The organism is Streptomyces sp. NPDC002680, assembly GCF_042889145.1.
Lineage (GTDB): Bacteria > Actinomycetota > Actinomycetes > Streptomycetales > Streptomycetaceae > Streptomyces > Streptomyces adonidis.
The window spans coordinates 209687-229495 of the sequence record NZ_JBIAQP010000006.1 but is presented as its reverse complement, the minus strand read 5'-3'; the positions used below and the strand labels follow the sequence as shown (position 1 = coordinate 229495).

17 protein-coding genes are annotated in these 19809 nt (G+C 71.1%); 13 read left to right on the top strand and 4 right to left on the bottom strand.

The annotated features are described in order from the left end of the window. The first annotated feature begins 42 nt into the window (after positions 1-42). Both ACFYXF_RS18095 and ACFYXF_RS18090 read left to right on the top strand, forming a co-directional pair. Positions 43-1287, top strand: coding sequence for a sensor histidine kinase (locus tag ACFYXF_RS18095; protein WP_389350572.1), 1245 nt, complete (start codon positions 43-45; stop codon positions 1285-1287). Continuing rightward, positions 1284-1964 carry a response regulator gene (locus ACFYXF_RS18090; RefSeq protein WP_389350571.1) on the top strand — a complete coding sequence of 227 codons (681 nt, stop codon included), beginning with the start codon at positions 1284-1286 and terminating at the stop codon, positions 1962-1964. The genes ACFYXF_RS18095 and ACFYXF_RS18090 overlap by 4 nt, the downstream gene beginning before the upstream one ends. 2 nt (positions 1965-1966) lie before the next feature. On the opposite strand, the gene ACFYXF_RS18085 is transcribed toward ACFYXF_RS18090, so the two are convergent. Continuing rightward, on the bottom strand, positions 1967-3289 hold the full coding sequence (locus tag ACFYXF_RS18085) for a Gfo/Idh/MocA family protein (protein WP_389350760.1): 1323 nt from the start codon (positions 3287-3289) through the stop codon (positions 1967-1969). 95 nt (positions 3290-3384) lie between these two features. Between ACFYXF_RS18085 and ACFYXF_RS18080 the strand changes: the two genes are divergently transcribed. Further along, positions 3385-4257 carry a hypothetical protein gene (locus ACFYXF_RS18080; protein ID WP_389350570.1) on the top strand — a complete coding sequence of 291 codons (873 nt, stop codon included), beginning with the start codon at positions 3385-3387 and terminating at the stop codon, positions 4255-4257. A gap of 126 nt (positions 4258-4383) precedes the next feature. On the opposite strand, the gene ACFYXF_RS18075 is transcribed toward ACFYXF_RS18080, so the two are convergent. Beyond that, positions 4384-4989, bottom strand: a complete 606-nt coding sequence (locus tag ACFYXF_RS18075; protein ID WP_389350569.1) for a TetR family transcriptional regulator — start codon at positions 4987-4989, stop codon at positions 4384-4386. Positions 4990-5090: 101 nt separating this feature from the next. On the opposite strand from ACFYXF_RS18075, the gene ACFYXF_RS18070 reads away from it, so the two are divergent. The 4 genes from ACFYXF_RS18070 to ACFYXF_RS18055 all read left to right on the top strand — a co-directional run bounded on the left by ACFYXF_RS18070 (position 5091) and on the right by ACFYXF_RS18055 (position 7709). Next, positions 5091-6074 (top strand): aldo/keto reductase, encoded by a 984-nt coding sequence (locus tag ACFYXF_RS18070; protein ID WP_389350568.1) that lies wholly within the window; start codon positions 5091-5093, stop codon positions 6072-6074. 156 nt (positions 6075-6230) lie between these two features. Then, the gene (panD, locus tag ACFYXF_RS18065; RefSeq protein ID WP_389350567.1) at positions 6231-6650 is read left to right on the top strand and encodes an aspartate 1-decarboxylase; all 420 of its coding nucleotides are present in this window, start codon (positions 6231-6233) and stop codon (positions 6648-6650) included. A 46-nt stretch (positions 6651-6696) separates the two neighbouring features. Next, positions 6697-7044 carry a GNAT family N-acetyltransferase gene (locus ACFYXF_RS18060; protein ID WP_389350566.1) on the top strand — a complete coding sequence of 116 codons (348 nt, stop codon included), beginning with the start codon at positions 6697-6699 and terminating at the stop codon, positions 7042-7044. A gap of 26 nt (positions 7045-7070) precedes the next feature. After that, positions 7071-7709: an aspartate/glutamate racemase family protein gene (locus tag ACFYXF_RS18055; RefSeq protein ID WP_389350565.1), complete on the top strand. Its 639-nt coding sequence runs from the start codon at positions 7071-7073 to the stop codon at positions 7707-7709. A gap of 329 nt (positions 7710-8038) precedes the next feature. Here the strand turns inward: ACFYXF_RS18055 and gndA are convergent, their stop codons facing one another. Continuing rightward, a complete protein-coding gene (gene gndA / locus ACFYXF_RS18050) occupies positions 8039-9478 on the bottom strand; it encodes an NADP-dependent phosphogluconate dehydrogenase (protein ID WP_389350564.1) in 1440 nt (479 codons plus the stop codon). Between the two features lie 340 nt (positions 9479-9818). Here gndA and ACFYXF_RS18045 point away from each other — a divergent pair, with 340 nt between their 5' ends. Next, entirely contained in the window at positions 9819-11027 is a 1209-nt protein-coding gene (locus tag ACFYXF_RS18045) for a transglycosylase family protein (protein WP_389350563.1), read from the top strand. Here ACFYXF_RS18045 and ACFYXF_RS18040 read toward each other — a convergent pair. Beyond that, a complete protein-coding gene (locus ACFYXF_RS18040) occupies positions 11017-12222 on the bottom strand; it encodes a DMT family transporter (RefSeq protein WP_389350562.1) in 1206 nt (401 codons plus the stop codon). The two genes, ACFYXF_RS18045 and ACFYXF_RS18040, sit on opposite strands and share 11 nt — an antisense overlap. Positions 12223-12449: 227 nt before the next feature. Here ACFYXF_RS18040 and ACFYXF_RS18035 point away from each other — a divergent pair, with 227 nt between their 5' ends. From ACFYXF_RS18035 to ACFYXF_RS18015, 5 genes are all read left to right on the top strand, one after another. Further along, entirely contained in the window at positions 12450-13184 is a 735-nt protein-coding gene (locus ACFYXF_RS18035) for a (2Fe-2S)-binding protein (protein WP_389350561.1), read from the top strand. 37 nt (positions 13185-13221) lie between these two features. After that, positions 13222-14391: a glycogen synthase gene (glgA, locus tag ACFYXF_RS18030; protein ID WP_389350560.1), complete on the top strand. Its 1170-nt coding sequence runs from the start codon at positions 13222-13224 to the stop codon at positions 14389-14391. A gap of 53 nt (positions 14392-14444) precedes the next feature. Further along, a complete protein-coding gene (gene glgC / locus ACFYXF_RS18025) occupies positions 14445-15665 on the top strand; it encodes a glucose-1-phosphate adenylyltransferase (protein ID WP_389350559.1) in 1221 nt (406 codons plus the stop codon). Positions 15666-15823: 158 nt separating this feature from the next. After that, positions 15824-18184 carry a GH92 family glycosyl hydrolase gene (locus tag ACFYXF_RS18020; RefSeq protein WP_389350759.1) on the top strand — a complete coding sequence of 787 codons (2361 nt, stop codon included), beginning with the start codon at positions 15824-15826 and terminating at the stop codon, positions 18182-18184. Positions 18185-18351: 167 nt separating this feature from the next. Beyond that, the gene (locus tag ACFYXF_RS18015; protein WP_389350558.1) at positions 18352-19698 is read left to right on the top strand and encodes a wax ester/triacylglycerol synthase family O-acyltransferase; all 1347 of its coding nucleotides are present in this window, start codon (positions 18352-18354) and stop codon (positions 19696-19698) included. Positions 19699-19809 lie beyond the last annotated feature (111 nt).

The window sequence follows — 19809 nt, the reverse complement described above, 5'->3', positions numbered from 1 at the left end:
CATCGTCCACCATGGGCTCAGGCCTCTCACCCGGAGAAACAGATGACCACCAGCCTGGAGCGCCATCTGGGGCGCCGGCCCACCGCCACGGACGTCCTCATGGTCCTGGGCCTGCTCGGCACAGTGAGTCTCGGTGCCTCGATCGCCATTCCCGGCGTCAGCCAACCGGGCCACGACTGGCCCGCCGTAGCGCTCGCGGTGGTCGCCTGTCTCGCCCAGCTGAAGTCGCGTACGCATCCGCGCAGCGCTGTCGTCGCGGCCACGGTCTGCACGGTGGTCACCCTGGCCCTGGGCTTTCTGCTGACACCGCTGCTGCTCGCGCCCCTGATGATCGCCCTGTTCCGGCTGGCCGCCGCCACCGACCCCAGAACGACGCGCGTGTACGGCGCCCTGACCATCGCTGTGGTGGTCGCGTCCGGCGTGTTCGACGCACCCTCGACCGGGATACTCCTGCTGCGCACCATCGGCCCCGTGCTGTGGCTGATGCTGCCCCTGGTCGGCGGGAGCCGGGACCGGCTGCGCCGCGACTACACGGACTCCGTGCAGGCGCGGGCCGCGTACGCCGAGCGCACCCGTGAGGAGGAGGCCCGGCTGCGGGTCGCCGAGGAACGGATGCGTATCGCCCGCGAACTCCACGACGTCGTCGCCCACCACATGGCCGTCGCCAACGCACAGGCAGGCACTGCCCGGCACCTCGCACCCACCCACCCCGAACAGGCACAGAAGCTGCTCGACGAGCTGAGCGCCACCACGTCCTCCGCGCTGCTCGAACTCCGTGCCACGGTAGGGGTGTTGCGCCAGACCGGCGATTCCGACAGCGACTCCCTGGAACCGGCCCCCGGCCTGGACCGCCTCCCCGAGCTGATCGCGACCTGCGAGACCGCGGGCATCGAGGTCACCGTCACGACCGACGGGGAACCCCGGTCCTTGTCACCGGGCGTGGACCTGACCGCGTACCGGATCATCCAGGAGGCCCTCACCAACGTCACCAAGCACGGCGCCGGCAAAGGGGCCCGCGTCGGGCTCACGTACTCCGCCTCCCGGCTGCTCGTCTCGGTCACCAACGACGCTGCGGCCACGACTCCGTCGGTACCGGGCGGCGGTTACGGTCTGATGGGCATGCGCGAGCGAGCCCACTCCGTCGGCGGCGACCTGTACGCCGGGCCCCGCCCCGACGGCGGCTTCGAAGTCACCACCGCACTCCCGCTGCACCCCCTCGCCCCGGACGAAGAGCCGCACTCACGCGCCCCGGGAGCAGACCGGAAAGAAGACGAGGCCACCGCGTGACGATCCGAGTCCTGCTCGCCGACGACCAGGCCCTGCTGCGCGGCACGTTCCGCCTGCTGATCGACTCCTGCGCCGACATGGAGGTGGTCGGCGAGGCAGCCAACGGCGACGAGGCGGTCGACCTCGCCCGCACCCACCGCCCCGACATCGTCCTCATGGACATCCGGATGCCCGGCTCGGACGGTCTCGCCGCCACCGCCGCGATCTGCGCCGACCCCGAACTGGCCGGCACCCGCGTCCTCATCCTCACCATGTTCGAGACCGAGGAGTACGTCGCCCAGGCACTGCGCGTCGGCGCCAGCGGCTTTCTCGGCAAGTACGTCACCACCGACGCCCTCCTCACCGGCATCCGCACAGTCGCCTCAGGCGAGGCCCTCCTCTCGCCCGGTGCCACCAGTGCCCTCATCACCCGGTTCCTCACCGCACCCGCCCCCGGCGGCCTCCTCGCACCCCCGGAACGCCTCGCCGACCTCACCCCGCGCGAACGCGAGGTCACCGCCCTGGCCGCCCAGGGCAAGTCGAACGCCGAGATCGCCGAGGACCTGGTCCTCAGCGTGCTCACCGTCCGCACCCACATCCAGCGCTCGCTGACCAAGCTCGGCGCCCGCGACCGCGCCCAGCTCGTGGTCATCGCCTACCAGACCGGACTCGTCCGGGCCGCCGTGCGCGACCTCTGACGTCAGAGGTCCAGCAGATCCCGGGTCCGCACCGGAAGCCCCGTCTCGAAGGAGCGGTTCGCGGCCAGGCCGGTGACCAGGGAACGGGCGCCGTCGGCCGCGTCCGCCGCACGGTGCAGAGGGTCGTGGACCCGGGCGCCGAACACGTCCTGGAGCATGCGCACATCGCCGCCCCCGTGCCCGCCCTCACCGGTGGCGATCTTGACCTCGCGCGGCTCCGCCCAGAAACGGCGCAGCGTCAGCTCGGTACGGCCGACGGTGTCGGCCACCTCTACGCCGTGCAGCACGGAGCCGCTTGCTGCGCCCCGGGGAGGGGTCCACGTCGACTCCTCGACCAGCAACTCCAGCCGCCCCTCGCTGCCGTTGAAGGCGATGCGGTATCCCTCCCAAGGGGCGTACGCGGTCAGGTGATAGGAGAGTATGGCACCGGTCGCGTACCGCACCAGGACCGCCATGTCGTCCTCGATCGTCACTCCCGGCCCGAAGACGTTCTGGTCGCGGTGGTAACCGTCCTCGGCCTCCGCGTCCAGGTACAGCGCGCTGAGCACGGGCGAGTCCTTGAGGTGTACGGCGAACGGGTCGTCCTCGGCGGCGGGGGAGCCGTGGGCTCGGGTGTAGTCCCGGGCGAGGCCACGGCGCCGGCCGGCCTCGGCGCCGTAGAAGAACAACCCGCCCTGCGCGTACACGGTTTCGGGCTCGGTGCCGAGCCACCAGTTGACGAGGTCGAAGTGGTGGGTGGCCTTGTGGACCATCAGGCCGCCGGAGTCGGCCTTGTCGCGGTGCCAGCGGCGGAAGTAGTCGGCGCCGTGGCGCAGGTCGAGCAGCCACTCGAAGTGCACGGAGCCGACCTCGCCGATCTCCCCGGCCGCGAGCAGCTCCCGTACGGCCGAATGCACCGGGTTGTAGCGGTAGTTGAACGCGACCCGCACCTCGCGCCCGGTGCGCCGGACGGCGTCCAGGATGCGGCGGGCCTTTTCGGCGCCGGTCGTCATCGGCTTCTCGGTGACCACGTCGCAGCCCGCCTCCAGGGCGCGCACGATGTAGTCGTCGTGGGTGCGGTCCACGGAGGTGACCACGACGAGGTCGATCCGCTCGCGACGCAGCATCTCGTCGAAGTCCCCGGCGGCGTACGCGGGTACGGGCGCCCGGCCCGGGTCGGAGTCCGCGAGCCAGCCGTTGTGGACCGCCATCCGGTGGGAGTTGACATCGCAGAAGCCGGCCAGCTCGAACCGGTCCGCGTAGGGACCGGCCAGTGCCTCGGTGAACAGCCGGGCACGGGCGCCCAGACCGACCACGGCGGCGCGGCGGCGTGCGGTGTCGGACATCATGCGGGTCTCCATTCGGTGGGGCGAACGAGGAGGCGTACTCGGCTACACAGCTGCCCACATGCGTGTACTGACCAACCGGTAACCTGCCGGACATGACTTCTGCCGCCCTTGAGCCGCTCGCCGTCCGACGCTGCAACGGTCCGCTCAACTCCCTGCACGGGGCGCACTACTTCTCTCCCGATCTGGGCCGGGAGCTGGGCACTCTCGGGATCACCCATCCCCATGCCGTCAATCTCGCCGCACGGTCGGCGGCGCTGGGGCCGGTCGGGGCCGGCGCGGTGACGGCGGCTTTCTACAACTACAAGCACGACCTCGTGTCCCGGCACGTGCCCGCGGTGTGGTCGATCGCCGCCCCCGCCGACGTCCTCGCGGCACGCGCGCGTGCCGTCGACGCGACGCTTCGGCGGCTGCTGGGCGAGGAGGCCGTGGCGTCCGCGGAGATGGCGGAGGCCGCTCAACTCGCGCTGCGCGCCGCCGAGGCCTGCGGGCGCGGCGCCCGGCCGCTCTACTCGGCCCACGCCGACCTCGCGGTCCCGGACGAGCCGCACCTGGCGTTCTGGCACGCGGCGACCCTGCTGCGCGAGCACCGGGGCGACGGGCACCTGGCCGCGCTGATGTCCGCGGGCCTCGACGGCCTGGAGGCGATGGTGACCCACACCGCCACGGGCAAGGGTCTGACACCGAAGTGGGCGACGACCACCCGTGGCTGGACCCAGGACGACTGGAACGCGGCGACGACCCGTCTGCGGGAGCGCGGGCTGCTGGACGGCGCCACCGGCGAACTCACCGAGCGGGGCGTCGCGCTCCGCGAGGACATCGAGCAGGCGACCGACCGCCTGGACCGGGCCCCGTACGAACACCTGGGCGCGGAGGGCGTGGCACGCCTGACGATCCTGGGGGTGACGTTCGCCAAGGCCGCGGTCGTCGCGGGGGCGTTTCCGAGGGATCTGCTCGGCAAGGGGTGACGCGACCGGCCGTCCTCTCCCTGGGTACCTTGCGCAGGCCCGCACTCGGCTGAGCCCCGGACTGATGCCAGTCCGGCGCCCACGAAATCCCGTCGCGCCGGTCACCAGGCACTGGTCAAGGGCGTCTCAGCCGGGCGCCGGGCCCTTCTCGACGGCGGCGGGAAAGAGGCGCTGTACGGCGGCGACGACAGCGGCCCGCCGGGCTGCCAGGGAGGGGTCGCGGACCCGGTCGCCGGCCGCCTCGACAAGATCGAGCTGGCTGGGCCAGGCCATGGCGATCTGGTTGACGAAGACGAGGATGTCGATGGGCTCCCAGGAGGGATCCAGCTGGCCGGCCTCCTGAGCCCTGTGGAGTTGTTCGACCTTGCGGCGGACGGTCTCCCGGGTGGCGAGGTCGGCGGGGTCGCCCGCCATCTCCATCCGGCCCCAGCTCATGAGCCGGAAGCGGTCGGGGTGTCGGATGAAGTAGTCGTGCACCCGCCCGGCGTACTCGGGCAGGTCGGTGGGGTCGAGGCGGGTCGCCTCGGCCACCGCCGCCATCTCCTGCTCGGAGACGAACCCGTACAGCTCCTCCTTGCTGCGGAAGTACGCGTAGAGGCGTTCCGAACTGGTCCTCGCGGCCTTGGCGATACGGGTGATCCGCGCACCGGCGATCCCGTACCGGGCGAACTCGGCCCTCGCCGCGGTGACGATGCGGTCGCGGGTCGAGTCCGCGCTGGTCGAAGGGCTCATGTCTGAAGAGTACCCACCCAAAAAGGTTTGTTTGGCAAGGGTCACCGCGAAGGCGTACAGTCAAAACGAAAGTTTTGGTTTGGATTGGGGAGTGGTACGTCATGCAGCACCGCACACTCGGCAGCGAGGGTCTGACCGTCTCGGAGATCGGCTACGGCGCGATGGGCCTGACGATGGCCTACGGCCCCGGCGACGAGCAGGAGGGCGTCGCCGCCATCCGGCGCGCCCACGAGCTGGGCGTCACCTTCATCGACACCGCCGAGCTCTACGGCTGGGGCACCGGCTCCAACGAGATCCTGGTCGGCAAGGCGGTCAAGGACTTCCGCGACGACGTGGTCCTGGCCACCAAGTTCGGCTTCGACCTGACCGACCTGTCCAAGGGCTTCGGCCTCAACAGCCGCCCCGACAACATCCGCAAGGTCGCCGACGACAGCCTGCGCCACCTCGGCGTCGACCGCATCGACGTCTTCTACCAGCACCGCGTCGACCCGGACGTGCCGATCGAGGACGTCGCGGGCACCGTCAAGGAGCTGGTCGACGCGGGCAAGGTGAAGTACTTCGGTCTGAGCGAGGCGGGCCCGGAGACGATCCGCAGGGCCCACGCCGTACAGCCGGTCTCCGTCCTCCAGACCGAGTACAGCCTCTTCGAGCGCGACGTCGAGCAGCTCTTCCCGGTCCTCGACGAACTCGGCATCGGCTTCGTCGCCTACTCACCGCTCGGCCGGGGCTTCATCACCGGCACAGCCAAGCCGGCCGGCGAATACGACGCCAGCGACATGCGCAACAGCGACCCGCGCTGGCAGCCCGGCAACTTCGAGAAGAACGTCGACGCCGTCACCCGGCTCGGCGAACTGGCCGCCGCCAAGGGCATCACCGTCTCCCAACTGGCCCTGGCCTGGCTGCTCACCCGCGGCGAGCACATCGTGCCCATCCCCGGCACCCGCAGCTCGAAGCGCATCGAGGAGAACGCGGGCGCCGCCGACGTCACCCTGACGAAGGCCGACCTGGCCGCCATCGACGAGATCCTGCCCCACGGCGGCTTCGGCGCCCGCTACGCGGAGGAGCACGTGCCCACCTGGATCTGACGCCTTCCCGCGCCGCAAGTGGTGCGTATCACGGAGGCGGGCGGCGGCTGGTGCGTAGGCTGGTCGTACTCGACTCGCGAGTCCTCACCAGGGTGAGGAAACAGCCCTTGACCTGCATATACGCAGGCAGGGAGCCTAGCTTTCGGGAGTACCTCCATGCTGCGCACCATGTTCCGGTCCAAGATCCACCGAGCCACCGTCACCCAGGCCGACCTGCACTACGTCGGCTCCGTGACCATCGACGCCGACCTCCTCGACGCCGCCGACCTGCTGCCCGGCGAACTCGTGCACATCGTCGACATCACCAACGGCGCCCGGCTGGAGACGTACGTCATCGAGGGTGAGCGGGGGTCGGGCGTCGTCGGGATCAACGGGGCGGCGGCCCACCTCGTCCATCCCGGAGATCTGGTGATCATCATCGGATACGCTCAGGTGACCGACGCCGAGGCGCGGGCGCTGCGGCCGAAGGTGGTCCATGTGGACCACGGCAACCGTGTTGTGGCGCTAGGCGCCGACCCGGCCGAGCCGGTGCCGGGCTCGGACCAGGAACGCAGCCCACAGGCGGCCACGGCCTGACGATCCGGTGAATCGGCGTATCGGTGAACCTTCGAGGGGAGTGTCCATGAGCAGCGACATCGAGATCCGTGACGAACGGGCGGCAGGCCGCCTGGAGGCGGTGGCGGCGGGTGAAGTCGTGGGTCATATCGAGTATTTCGTGCTGGCTGCGCGCGGACGCGCGCTGGTCCCCGTCCACACGATCGTCGAGCCCGCGCACGAGGGAAAGGGCATTGCGGGCTCACTCGCCCGCGAGCTGTACGCCATGGCCGCCCGCGAGGGCATCGTCGTCGCCCCCCTCTGCCCGTACGTCGTGAAGTGGGCCGAGCGTCACCCTGCCGAGGCCCCGGCAGCGGACCCCGGGCTCATCCAGGCCGCCAAGGAGTGGCTGGTGGCGCACCCCGACCGCTTCTGACGTCCGACAAGGGGACTCGCCTCACCATGCTCGTCCTGCTGCACACCTCACCCGTGCACGTCCCAGTGTTCGACGCCCTGGGCGACGAGGACCACCAGGGCCTGGAACTCGCCCACGTCGTCCACGAGGACCTGCTGACCAGGGCGCGGGCGGCAGGGCCCGAGTCCGTGGCCGACGACGTACGGGCGGTCCTGGAACAGGCGGTCGCCGACGGCGCCGTCGCCGTCCTCTGTACCTGCTCCTCGATCGGGGGCGTCGCGGAGGCCGCCGCCGAGGAGGTCGGGGTGCCCGTGCTGCGGGTCGACCGTCCGATGGCCGCCGCCGCGGTGGCCATCGGCCCGAGGGTGGTCGTCGTCGCGACCTCCGAGAGCACGTTCGGACCGACGGTGGCCCTCGTCGAGGAGGAGGCCCGGAGCGCAGGGCTCCCCGCCGACGTACGGACACTGTTCGTCGACGGAGCCTGGGCCCAGTTCCAGGCGGGCGACACGGAGGCCTACGTCCGGACGGTGGCCGACGCGCTGGACTCGATCCCGGGCGACAGCGCCGACGCGATCGTTCTCGCCCAGGCCTCCATGACCCCGGCCCAGTCGCTGACGACGACGTCGGTACCGGTGCTGTCCAGCCCCCGCCTGGGCCTGGCGGCGGCCGTGACCCACCTGGAGTGAGTGAGGGCGCGTGCGTCGGGTACGCGGGGAAGAAGTCCAGAGCCGAAGCACCGACTGGCTGGAGGACACCGTGACCCACCCGGACCCACACCCCGTACCACCGAGCCCCACTCCGGGCCCCTTCCCGGACCCCACCCCACCCCCGACACCCCCGGACCCGGTCCCACAGCCCCCGGGTCCCGAACCAACCCCAGCCCCGGAACCGGGCCCACCACTGTCCTGAAACACGGGGTGCGCAGTCGCGCCCCTTAAGGGGCGCGGGGAACTGCGCGACAAGCCCCCACCGGGCGGGCAGCCAAAAAACCACCCACCCCGCGGAGCGACGACCCTCAGCCAGTAACCTCGGACCGATCCCCACCCCACAGCGTGTGGAACGACCCCTCCCGATCGGTACGCCGATACGTGTGCGCCCCGAAGAAGTCCCGCTGCCCCTGCGTAAGCGCCGCAGGCAACCGCTCCGCACGCAACGCGTCGTAGTACGCGAGCGCCGCCGCGAACCCCGGCGTCGGCACCCCCTGCCGAGTCGCCGCGACCAGCACCTCGCGCCAGTCGTCCTGCGCCCCCGCGATCTCCCGCGCGAACGTCTCGTCGGACAGCAGGCTCGGCAGATCCGCCCGCGTGTCGTACGCGGCGCGGATCCGGTCCAGGAACGCCGCCCGGATGATGCACCCGCCGCGCCAGAGCGCGGACACCGCACCGAGGTCGATGTTCCAGTCGTACTCGTCGCTGCCCGCCGCGATCTCGTGGAAGCCCTGCGTGTACGACACGATCTTCGACGCGTACAGCGCCTGCTCCACGCGGTCGGCGAAGGCCGCCGCCTCCGATTCGCTCAGCGGGGTCGCCTTCGGGCCCGCCAGCTCGCGCGAGGCCTCGCGCAGCGCCGCGTGGCCGGACAGCGAGCGGGCGAAGACCGCCTCGGCGATGCCCGACACCGGCACGCCCAGGTCGAGGGCGATCTGCACGGTCCAGCGGCCGGTGCCCTTCTGCTCGGCCTGGTCCACGACGACGTCCACGAACGGCTTGCCCGTCGCCGCGTCCACGTGCGACAGCACCTCGGCGGTGATCTCGATCAGGTAGGAGTCGAGACGGCCCGTGTTCCAGGTGCGGAAGATGTCGGCGATCTGCGCGGGGGAGTACCCGGCGACATCGCGCAGCAGCTGGTACGCCTCGCCGATCAGCTGCATGTCGGCGTACTCGATGCCGTTGTGGACCATCTTCACGAAGTGGCCGGCGCCGTCCGGACCCACGTGCGACACACACGGGGTGCCGTCCGCCGCCTTCGCGGAGATCTTCTCCAGCATCGGACCGAGGGAGTCGTACGACTCGACCGGGCCGCCCGGCATGATGCTCGGGCCGAGCAGCGCGCCCTCCTCGCCGCCCGAGACGCCCATGCCGACGAAGTGGATGCCCTGCTCACGCAGGTCGCGCTCGCGGCGCCGGGTGTCCGCGAAGTGCGCGTTGCCGCCGTCGATGATCATGTCGCCGGGCTCCAGGAGCGGGGCGAACTCCTGGATCACCGCGTCGGTCGGCTCACCGGCCTTCACCATGACGACCAGGCGGCGCGGGCGCTCCAGCGCCTCCACGAACTCCTTGGCGGTGTCGGCCGCGACGAAGTCGCCCTCGGTCCCGAACTCCTCGACCAGAGCGTGCGTACGCGCCGCCGTCCGGTTGTGCAGCGCGACCGTGTAGCCGTTGCGCGCGAAGTTGCGGGCGAGGTTGCGGCCCATCACCGCGAGTCCCGTGACGCCGATCTGGGCTGAGTTGCTCATGCGGATGGCTCCTAGTGGGTCCTGGAAAACGGTGGTGCCGGCAGGTCCTGGAAGCGGTGGTGCAGTTCGTACCCGCTCGCCAGTATTGCCCTTCGGGCCATCCTGACGTGCCGGTACGCCGACCGCACATCCGGGTCCGCCGTTCCTGCGTACGCCAATACGCACCAGAACCCCCACCTGCCTCAGCGTTTACGCAACAGACCCGTATTCCCGGCCACTTCGATGTCTCAACAGGCGTACTTCGGCCGTACGGAGGCTGATTTGCCGTCTTGTCATGGCCTGTTCGCAGCGCTTACTTTTGCGACTCCTGGTATTGGGTGAGGGTGAGGGGGGCTCTTCCATGGCCGTACGCGGCAAGCACCGCCGGTACCAGCCGAACCGGATCAACCGGGCCTCTCTCACCGTCACCGCGGGCAGCGCCGGTATCGCGCTGCCGTTCGTCGGGGCCGGTGCGGCGGACGCGGCGGATGTGTCGACCTGGAACAAGGTCGCGGCCTGCGAGTCCACCAACGACTGGAACATCAACACCGGCAACGGCTACTACGGCGGGCTCCAGTTCAGCCAGTCCACCTGGGAGGCGTACGGCGGCACGGTCTACGCGGGGCGCGCGGATCTGGCCACCAAGGACCAGCAGATCGCCGTGGCCGAGAAGGTGCTCAAGGGGCAGGGCCCCGGCGCCTGGCCCGTCTGCTCGGTCCGCGCGGGACTCACGCGTGGCGGCGACACCCCCGACATCAACCCCTCGGGCAACTCCGGCAACTCGGGCACCTCTGAGCGGAAGTCCCAGGCCAAGAGTCAGCGCACCGTCCGTGACGTCAAGCCGCAGACCACGCCCCAGTCCCAGGCGGGCACCGCCCAGATGTACACCGTCGTGCACGGCGACACCCTCTCCGGCATCGCCGACGAACGCGACGTCCGGGGCGGCTGGCAGCGCCTGTACGCCGCCAACCGCACGACGGTCGGCACCGATCCGGACCTGATCGTCCCCGGCCAGCGGCTGAACCTCCGTACGAAGGCCGCGCCCGCCGCACCCGCCACCGCCGAGCCCGCGCGCAAGGCCAGGACCAAAACCAAGCCCAGGACGGAGCAGGCCCCTTCGCGCGCCGTCGAGAAGGTCGCCGCGACCAAGGCCCCCACGACCACCACCACGCTCAGCGCGCCCGTGAGCGCCGCGACCGGGACGCCGTACCACAAGGCGGGTTCCTCCTGGTCGAAGGGCTACCACACCGGCGTCGACTTCCCGGTGCCCACCGGCACCTCGGTGAAGGCGGTCGGGGCGGGCGAGGTCGTCGACGCGGGCTGGGGCGGGTCGTTCGGGTACCAGGTGGTGATCCGGCACGCCGACGGCCGCTACTCGCAGTACGCCCATCTCTCGGCGATCTCCGTGAAGGCGGGCCAGTCCGTGTCGGGCGGGCAGCGCATCGGGCGCTCGGGGTCCACGGGCAACAGCACGGGCCCGCATCTGCACTTCGAGGTGCGGACGGGGCCCGGCTTCGGTACCGACATCGACCCGGTGGCCTATCTCCGGGCCGGCGGCGTCAGGATTTGACCCTCGTGCGGTGCCGGTCGAGGGCGGGTATCGGGATCGGCACGTACGGGACGCCGTAGAAGGGCCCGAAGTGGATGGGCGGGCCCTCGTCGGGCGCGTCCTGCTCGGGCGCCGGCACCGCCGCGTTGGCCGGCACCAGGTCGTCCTCGTGGGCGGGCGCGTCGGGCTGCGGGGGAAGGCCCGTGAGCGTCGGCAGACCGGCCGACAGGACCTCGGCCGGGACCGGCCCGGGAGTCCGCTCGTCGCTCACTTCCGCCGTTTCCTCGTCGTGCCCGGCTTCTGTCCGCTCCGGGGCCGAGTGCGTTGAAACAGCGGGAACAGGGGATGCAGGGTCAGGAAACACAGGCAGCGCCTCGGCGTGCGTGCTGTGCTGCAGCCGTTCCGTCGTGAGCAGGATCAGACCGCCGGCGGCGACCACACCGCAGCTCAGCGCGAGGATCGTGCCCGTCGTGCCGTACCGGAAGGTCTCGCCGAACATCGTGATGCCGACCGCCGCCGCCACCACCGGGTTCACGACCGTCAGCGTCGCGAGCGGGGCCGCGAGGCCACCGCCCCGGTAGGCCGCCTGCGAGAGCAGCAGACCGGCGACACCGAGCACGGCGATCAGGGCCAGCGTGGGCAGATCCGCGGCCGTGATGCCGCCGGACCAGTCCACGGCGACGACCTTCGTGAACACCGACGACATACCGAAGGCGATACCGGAAGCGATCGCGAGCAGCGTGCTGCGCACCGCCGGGTGCCGGTGTGCCGCGCGGCCCGCCACCATCAGCGTCACCACCGCGGAGCCGGTGACCACGGCCAGCAGCACCCGCTGGGTCGTGCCCAGGGACTGCGCCTCGGACGCGCCGACCAGGGACAGCAGACCCGCGAGTCCCAGCGTCGCCATGATCGCGCCCCGCCAGGCGGTCGCCCCGGCCTTGCGCCGCACGAACAGGGCCGCCATCGGCAGCGCGAACACGATCGTCAGGGCGCCCATGGGCTGGACGACGCTCAGCGGCCCGTAGGCCAGCGCCACCACGTGCAGCACGCCGCCGAAGCCGTTCAGCGCCACGGCGGCCCACCAGACCGGCCTGCGCATCGGCGCGTAGGACTGGCCGTGTTCGGAATCAGCGACACGTTCCTGCACGATCGCTCCGCCCGCGTAGGCGACAGCGGAGACGAGCGACAGCAGGATGGACAACGCGAGGGCGCTCATGAGCAACTCCTCTGCGTGCGGCGCGGGCCAGGGGCCCGGCGCGGCGAACGGTCGGCTTCCATAGTGACTACGATCCCCCCTCGCGCGCGCCACGTCGTCGTACCAGAGCATCCATTGGGTCCTACTGCCGATGGAGTACATGGAGCGCAACGTCCTCCCCAGGGTGGGTGACGCGGAGGTGAAGCCGCTGCGCACGACTACGGCCCTCCTTGGTACTACTGCTCCCCGTGGACCTCGACCCGGATCTCACGGCCCTCGCACCCCTCGGCGGCTTCTTCGTACTACGCACGGCCGGAGCACCCGCCGTACGGCCGCCGACGCTCGCGCAGACCTACGCACATCGTGGAGAGGACGTTTACGCGGATTCCATAACTTTCCGTGTCCAGACGGTCGCGGACCGTCTCCATACCTCTGAGCTGCGGGTTTCCGCATCGATCGCCCAACAGGCGCTCGCGGCCAGACTGTGGTCCATCGCGCTGGGCTGTGCGGTCCTGTACGGCGGCGTCCCCGACCTCGACCCCCGCCTCCTCCTCTGGGACGCCACCGCGAGCGCCCCCGACGACCTGTGGCTGACGGAGGTACGCCCCCGGCCTGCCGACGCGGCGACGGTCGCGGACATCGTCGTACGAGGGCACCTGGAGCCCCTCACGGCCGCCTTGCACGCCCGGTACGGCGTCGCCGAGGGCCTGCTGTGGGGCAACGCGGGCTCCGCGCTGGCCGGAGCGGCCCGCGAGCTCGACCGCTGGGCGCACGGGAGGGACCCGGACGCCGGCGCACGCGCCCGCACCCTCGCCGCCGAACTGTTCACCCACCCCCGCCTCGCCCCGACCGGCACCCTCACCGGCACCGCCTTCCGACGGCGCAGCTGCTGCCTCTACTACCGGGTGCCCGGCGGCGGGGTCTGCGGAGACTGCTGCTTCACCAGGCCCCCACGGTCTTCCCCGGGAGACGCATCTGGGTGACCATGTGGGAACCAGCCGCCGAGACAGGGAGTTTTGGGTGCGTGTGGGCCTGCTGACCCGGGAGTACCCGCCGGATGTGTACGGCGGCGCGGGCGTCCATGTCGAGTTCCTGGCCCGGGAGTTGGGCGCCCTCACCGACCTGGAGGTGCACTGCTGGGGCGAGGGCCGAGGAGTCGGAGTCATCCGCCACCGGTCCTGGCCGTCGCTCGACACCGCCAACGACGCCCTGCGCACCTTCTCCACGGACCTCTCCATCGCCGCCGCCCTCGAAGGCCGCGAACTGGTCCACTCCCACACCTGGTACGCCAACCTGGCCGGCCACTTCGCCAAGCTCCTGTACGGCGTCCCGCACGTGATGACCGCACATTCCCTGGAGCCCCTGCGCCCCTGGAAGGCCGAGCAACTCGGCGGCGGCTACGCCCTGTCGAGCTGGGCCGAGCGCACCGCCATCGAGGCCGCCGACGCCGTGATCGCCGTGTCCGGGGCCATGCGCGAGGACATCCTGGCCTGCTACCCGGCCCTCGACCCGGCCACCGTCCATGTCGTGCACAACGGCATCGACACCACCCTCTACCGCCCCGACCACGGCACCGACGCCCTCACCCGCATCGGCGTCGACCCGGACCGCCCGTACGTCCTGTTCGTCGGCCGCATCACCCGGCAGAAGGGCGTCCCCCATCTGCTGCGCGCGGTCCGGGACATCGACCCGGCGGCCCAGGTCGTGCTGTGCGCGGGCGCGCCCGACACCCCGGAGATCGACCGGGAGTTCCGCGAACTCTTCCAGGAGCTGAGCGCCGTACGCGAGGGTGTCTTCTGGATCCCGCAGATGCTGCCGCGCCCGGATGTCATCCAACTCCTCACGCACGCCGCCGTGTTCGTCTGTCCCTCGGTGTACGAGCCGTTGGGCATCGTCAACCTGGAGGCGATGGCCTGCGGAACTCCCGTCGTGGCCTCGCGGGTCGGGGGCATCCCCGAGGTGGTCGACGACGGGAAGACCGGCGTGCTCGTGTCCCTGGACGAGGACCCGGGGGCCTTCGAGGCGGACCTCGCGCGGGCCCTGGACTCTGTGCTCGGTGATCCGGAGGGCGCCCGGCGCATGGGGGAGGCCGGACGGGAGCGTGCGGTGGGCGAGTTCGGCTGGGACGCGGTGGCCCGGCGGACCGTGCGGCTCTACGAGGAGATCCTCAAAAAAGGTCAACAGGCTTAGCGCGACCGGCGTACGGGCAAGCAACCTGCACAACCACGGTGAGGGGAGCGGCGATGCGTCGTGGTGGACCTTCTGTGCTCGGGATCGTACTGGCGGGCGGAGAGGGCAAACGCCTGATGCCCCTGACCGCGGACCGCGCGAAACCGGCGGTCACTTTTGGCGGAACGTATCGCCTGGTCGACTTCGTCCTGTCCAACCTCGTCAACGGTGACATCATGCGCATCTGCGTGCTCACGCAGTACAAGTCGCACTCGCTGGACCGCCACATCACCACCACCTGGCGGATGTCCAGCCTGCTCGGCAACTACGTCACCCCGGTCCCCGCCCAGCAGCGCCTCGGCCCGCGCTGGTACCTGGGCAGTGCGGACGCGATCCTCCAGTCCCTGAACCTCGTGCACGACGAACAGCCCGACTACGTCGCCGTGTTCGGCGCCGACCACGTCTACCGCATGGACCCCCGCCAGATGATCAACCAGCACATCGACAGCGGCGCCGGGGTCACGGTCGCGGGCATCCGGGTGCCGCGCACCGAGTCGTCGTCCTTCGGCGTGATCACGCCCGGCACCGACAACCAGACCGTGCAGGGCTTCCTGGAGAAGCCCGCCGACCCGCCCGGGCTGGCCGACGACCCCGAGTCGGTGTTCGCCTCCATGGGCAACTACATCTTCACCACGAAGGCCCTGATAGAGGCCCTTCAACGGGACGCCGAGGACGGCGACTCCGTGCACGACATGGGCGGTTCGATACTGCCCGCGCTCACCGAGCGCGGCGAGGCCCAGCTGTACGACTTCAGCGAGAACCACGTGCCCGGCGAGACGACACGCGACCAGGGCTACTGGCGGGACGTCGGCACGCTCGACGCGTACTACGACGCCCATATGGACCTGATCGCCGAGCGCCCCGCGTTCAACCTCTACAACCGCAGCTGGCCTGTCTACACCCACTCCGGCCAGCTGTCGCCCGCCCGTTTCAACTCCGGCGGCATCGCCAGCGAGTCGATCATCAGCGCGGGGTGCCTGATACGCGGGCAGGTGACGCGCTCGGTGCTCTCGCCCGGGGTGCGCGTCGATCCGGGCGCGGTGGTGCAGGGGTCGATCCTGCACGACAACGTGCGCATCGGGCGGGGCGCGATCGTGCGCGGGGCCGTCCTCGACAAGAACGTCGAGGTCCCGCCGGGCGCGACGATCGGCGTCAACCCGGAGCGCGACTCCGACCTGTACACCGTCTCCAAGGGCGGAGTGATCGCCCTCGGGAAGGGCCAGCACGTGTCATAGGCGGTACGCCCACGCCCCGACGGCCCCGGTGAGTCCGTGCTCACCGGGGCCGTCGGCATGTCCGGGCCCCGGGCAGTGAGCCGAACGGGCTGTTGCCGTACGGCCCCGAGGTGACCGTGCCGTCGGCGGCGCGGATCGGGACGGCCGGCGAGGAACGGATGCGGGACACGGCCGCCATCCGGCCCGAGCCCACGGAGGACCGCCCTGTGAGATGGACGCTGCGCACCGCCGGGGCGGTGACGGCCGCCGCCCTGTTCGCGGGCGCGCTCTCCGCACCCGCCGCCCATGCCCGTGACGAGCGGCTCACCGAGCTCGTCAACCCGTTCATCGGCACCGAGAACGAGGGCAACACCTTCCCCGGCGCGACCGTGCCCTTCGGCATGGTGCAACTGTCTCCCGACACCGGGCACAAGACCGGCTACCGCTACTCCCAGAACCGCATCCGTGGCTTCTCCCTGGTCCACCTCTCCGGCGTCGGCTGCCGGATCGGCGGCGACCTGCCGGTCCTCCCGACGACCGGCGACATCACGAGCACCGACCACGCGACCTACGCCACCGAGTACGGTCACGACCAGGAGCGCGCCACTCCCGGCTACTACAGGGTGGGCCTGGACTCGGGCATCGACGCCGAACTGACGGCGACCGCCCGCACCGGCGTCCAGCGCTACACCTTCCCGGCGACCACCAAGGCCAACGTGCTCCTCAACGCGGGCCAGTCGCTGCACACCAAGGTGGCGAACCGGGTCGAGATCCTCGACGACCGCACCGTCCGTACGACGATCACCGGCTCCGGCTTCTGCCGGGGCACCAAGCCGTACACCGTCCACACGGTCACCCGCTTCGACCGGCCCTTCACGGCGTACGGCACCTGGGACGGGTCCGCCGTCACCGACGGGTCCCGGACCGGGGGCGACGGCGCCTACGTCCGCTTCGACACGACCGACGGCGACCGCACCGTCGAGGCGACCACCGCACTCTCGTACGTCGACGCGGAGGGCGCCGCCGGCAACCTGAGCGCCGAGGGCGGACGTTCGTTCGACGCCGTACGGGAGGCGGCCCGGGCGGCCTGGGAGGCGCGGCTCGACGACGTGCGCGTCACAGGCGGCTCGGAGACCCTCCGGCGGACCTTCTACTCGTCCCTGTACCGCAGCTTCCTCGCCCCCAACATCGGCAGCGACGCCGACGGCCGCTACACCGGCTGGGACCTGAAGGTCCATCGCGCGCGGGACTTCACGTACTACCAGAACTGGTCCCTCTGGGACACCTACCGCACCCAGGCCCAGCTCCTGTCGCTGCTCGCGCCCCGCGAGGCCCGTGACATGGCGCTCTCGGTGCTGAAGATCGACGAGGAGGGCGGCTGGCTGCCCAAGTGGGGCTACGGCACCGTCGAGACCAACATCATGACCGGCGACCCGGTCACCCCGTTCCTCACCCACGCCTACCAGCAGGGCCTGCTGCACGGCCACGAGGAGCGGACGTATCGCGCCCTCAAGAAGAACGCCGACGGCGTGCCGCCCGCCGCTCTGCCGATGCTGGGGCGCGAGGCGAACAAGGAGTACATCGCGAACGGCTTCGCGCCCTATCTCAAGGGCCGCCCGCGCACCAAGCTCGGCGACTCGGACTACCACTGGGGCGCCTCCGTCACCCTCGAATACGCCCTGTCCGACGCGATGCTGGCCCAGATGGCCCGCGACCTGGGCCACAAGGCCGACGCCGACCGATACGCCCGCCGGGCGCAGAACTACCGTGCCGTCTTCGACCCCGCGACCGGCTTCTTCCGCCCCCGGGACGGCTCGGGAGCCTTCACCGGCGACCCCGATCCGGCCATCGGCGAGGGGTTCCACGAGGGCACGGCCTGGCAGTACCAGTGGCTGGTTCCGCAGGATCTGCCGGGCCTGGTGGACCTGCTCGGGGGGAGGGAGGCGGCCAACAAGCGGCTCGACACCTTCTTCGCGTATGACGAGCTGAAGGCGGACCCAGCCCGGACGGCCCGCGAGGTGTGGGTGAACGGCCCGTACGCCTACTACAACGCGGACAAGTACAACCCGCAGAACGAGGTCGACCTCACCGCCCCGTACACCTACCTCTCCACCGGACAGCCCTGGAAGACCACCGAGGTCGTGCACACCGCGCTGACCCTCTACACGGACGGTCCGACCGGCATGACCGGCAACGACGACATGGGCACCATGTCCGCCTGGCACGTCCTGTCCGCGATCGGGATCTTCCCGGTCCAGCCCGGCTACGACACCTGGGGCCTGTCCACCCCGGTCTTCGACCGCACCGACCTCACCCTCGACACCCGCTACTACCCGCTCGGCGCCCTCACGGTGACGGCACCCGGTACGGCGGACAGCCGACGGTACGTCCAGTCGGTGGCCGTCGACGGGACTTCGTACAGCCGTACGTATGTGACGAGTGCGTTGCTGCGGGGCGCGCGTGCGCTGGAGTTCACGGTCGGCCCGGAGCCGTCCGGGTGGGGTACGGGCGCGGAGGATGCGCCGCCCGCCCTGAAATAGGGGCCTGTGTGTGCTGACGTAACCTCACGTGTCACTTAAGTCCCGCTGCTCGCGGAGCAGCGGGACTTAATCCGTTGTTAACTGTGCGTAGCTTGATCGTACTTGACCGTAATCGGCTGCAGGCGATTGACTGCTGGCTCACCCTCCGTCGACGCGAGAGCGATCCCTTGACCTCTGAGACCTCGGACCTGCTCGCCCCCCTCGACCTGGCGTTCTGGAACATGGATTCCGACCTGCACCCCATGCACCTGGGCGCCCTCGGTGTGTTCTCGTCCCACTCGCCCACCGCCGGAGCCCACGCGGCCGATCTGCTCGCCGCCCGCGCCCCGGCCGTACCCGGACTGCGGATGCGCATCCGGGACGTCTGGCAGCCGCTGCTCCCGCTGGCCTTTGGGGGCGCCACCCGCGAGACCGCACCGGACTTCGACCCGCTCGACCACGTACGGCTGCACGCCCCGACCGCCGACTTCCACGCCGAGGCCGGACGGCTCATGGAACGCTCGCTGGAGCGCGGTCGGCCGCCGTGGGAGGCGCATGTCCTGCCCGGCGAGGACGGGACCTCCTTCGCCGTGCTCTTCAAGTTCCACCACGCCCTCGCCGACGGCCTGCGCGCGCTGACCCTCGCCGCCGGTGTCATGGACCCCCTCGACCTGCCGGGGCCCCGCCCGCGCCCCGAAACGCCGGCCACGGGTCTCTTCCCGGATGTGCGCAAGCTGCCCGGGATGGTGCGCGGTGCCTTCTCCGACGTGGGGCGCGCCCTGGACATCGGCGCCTCCGTCGCCCGGTCCAGCCTGGACACCCTGGGCGTCCGTTCCTCCGCCGCGCTCGTCGCCGAACCGAGCGGCACCCGCCGTACCGCCGGAGTCCTTCTCGACCTCGACGACATCCACCGGGTGCGCAAGACGGTCGGCGGTACCGTCAACGATGTCCTCATCGCCGTCGTCGCCGGGGCGCTGCGGCGCTGGCTCGACGAGCGCGGCGACGGCAGCGAGGGAGTCGCGCCGCGCGCGCTCATCCCCGTCTCCAAACGGCGTCCGCGCACCGCCCATCCGCAGGGCAACCGGCTCTCCGGGTATCTGATGCGGCTGCCCGTCGACGATCCGGATCCGCTGCGGCGCCTCGACTCCGTGCGCTGGGCCATGGACCGCAACAAGGACGCGGGGCCCGGGCGGGGCGCGGGCGCGGTCGCGCTGCTCGCCGACCATGTGCCGCCGCTCGGGCACCGGCTCGGCGGGCCGCTGGTGAAGCAGGCGGCTCGGCTGTGGTTCGACATCCTCGTCACCAGCGTGCCGCTGCCCAGCCTCGGGCTCCGGCTCGGTGGCAACCCGCTCACCGAGGTGTATCCCTTCGCTCCGCTCGCCCAGGGACAGTCGTTGGCGGTCGCCATCTCGACGTATCGGGGGCAGGTTCATTTCGGGCTCGTCGCGGACGCGGAAGCCGTGCCGGACCTTGATCGGTTCGCCGCTGCGGTCACGGCCGAGGTGGAGGCGCTGGTCGCCGTCTGCGCCCCCTGAGCAGGGGCATGATCGTCGCGGGTTTGGTGACTGGGGTCGGGCTTCCGTAAAATCGCCTGTTCGAGAGCGGGCGCGGTCAAGGCGCCGCGACGGCGACCCAGGGAACGGCAG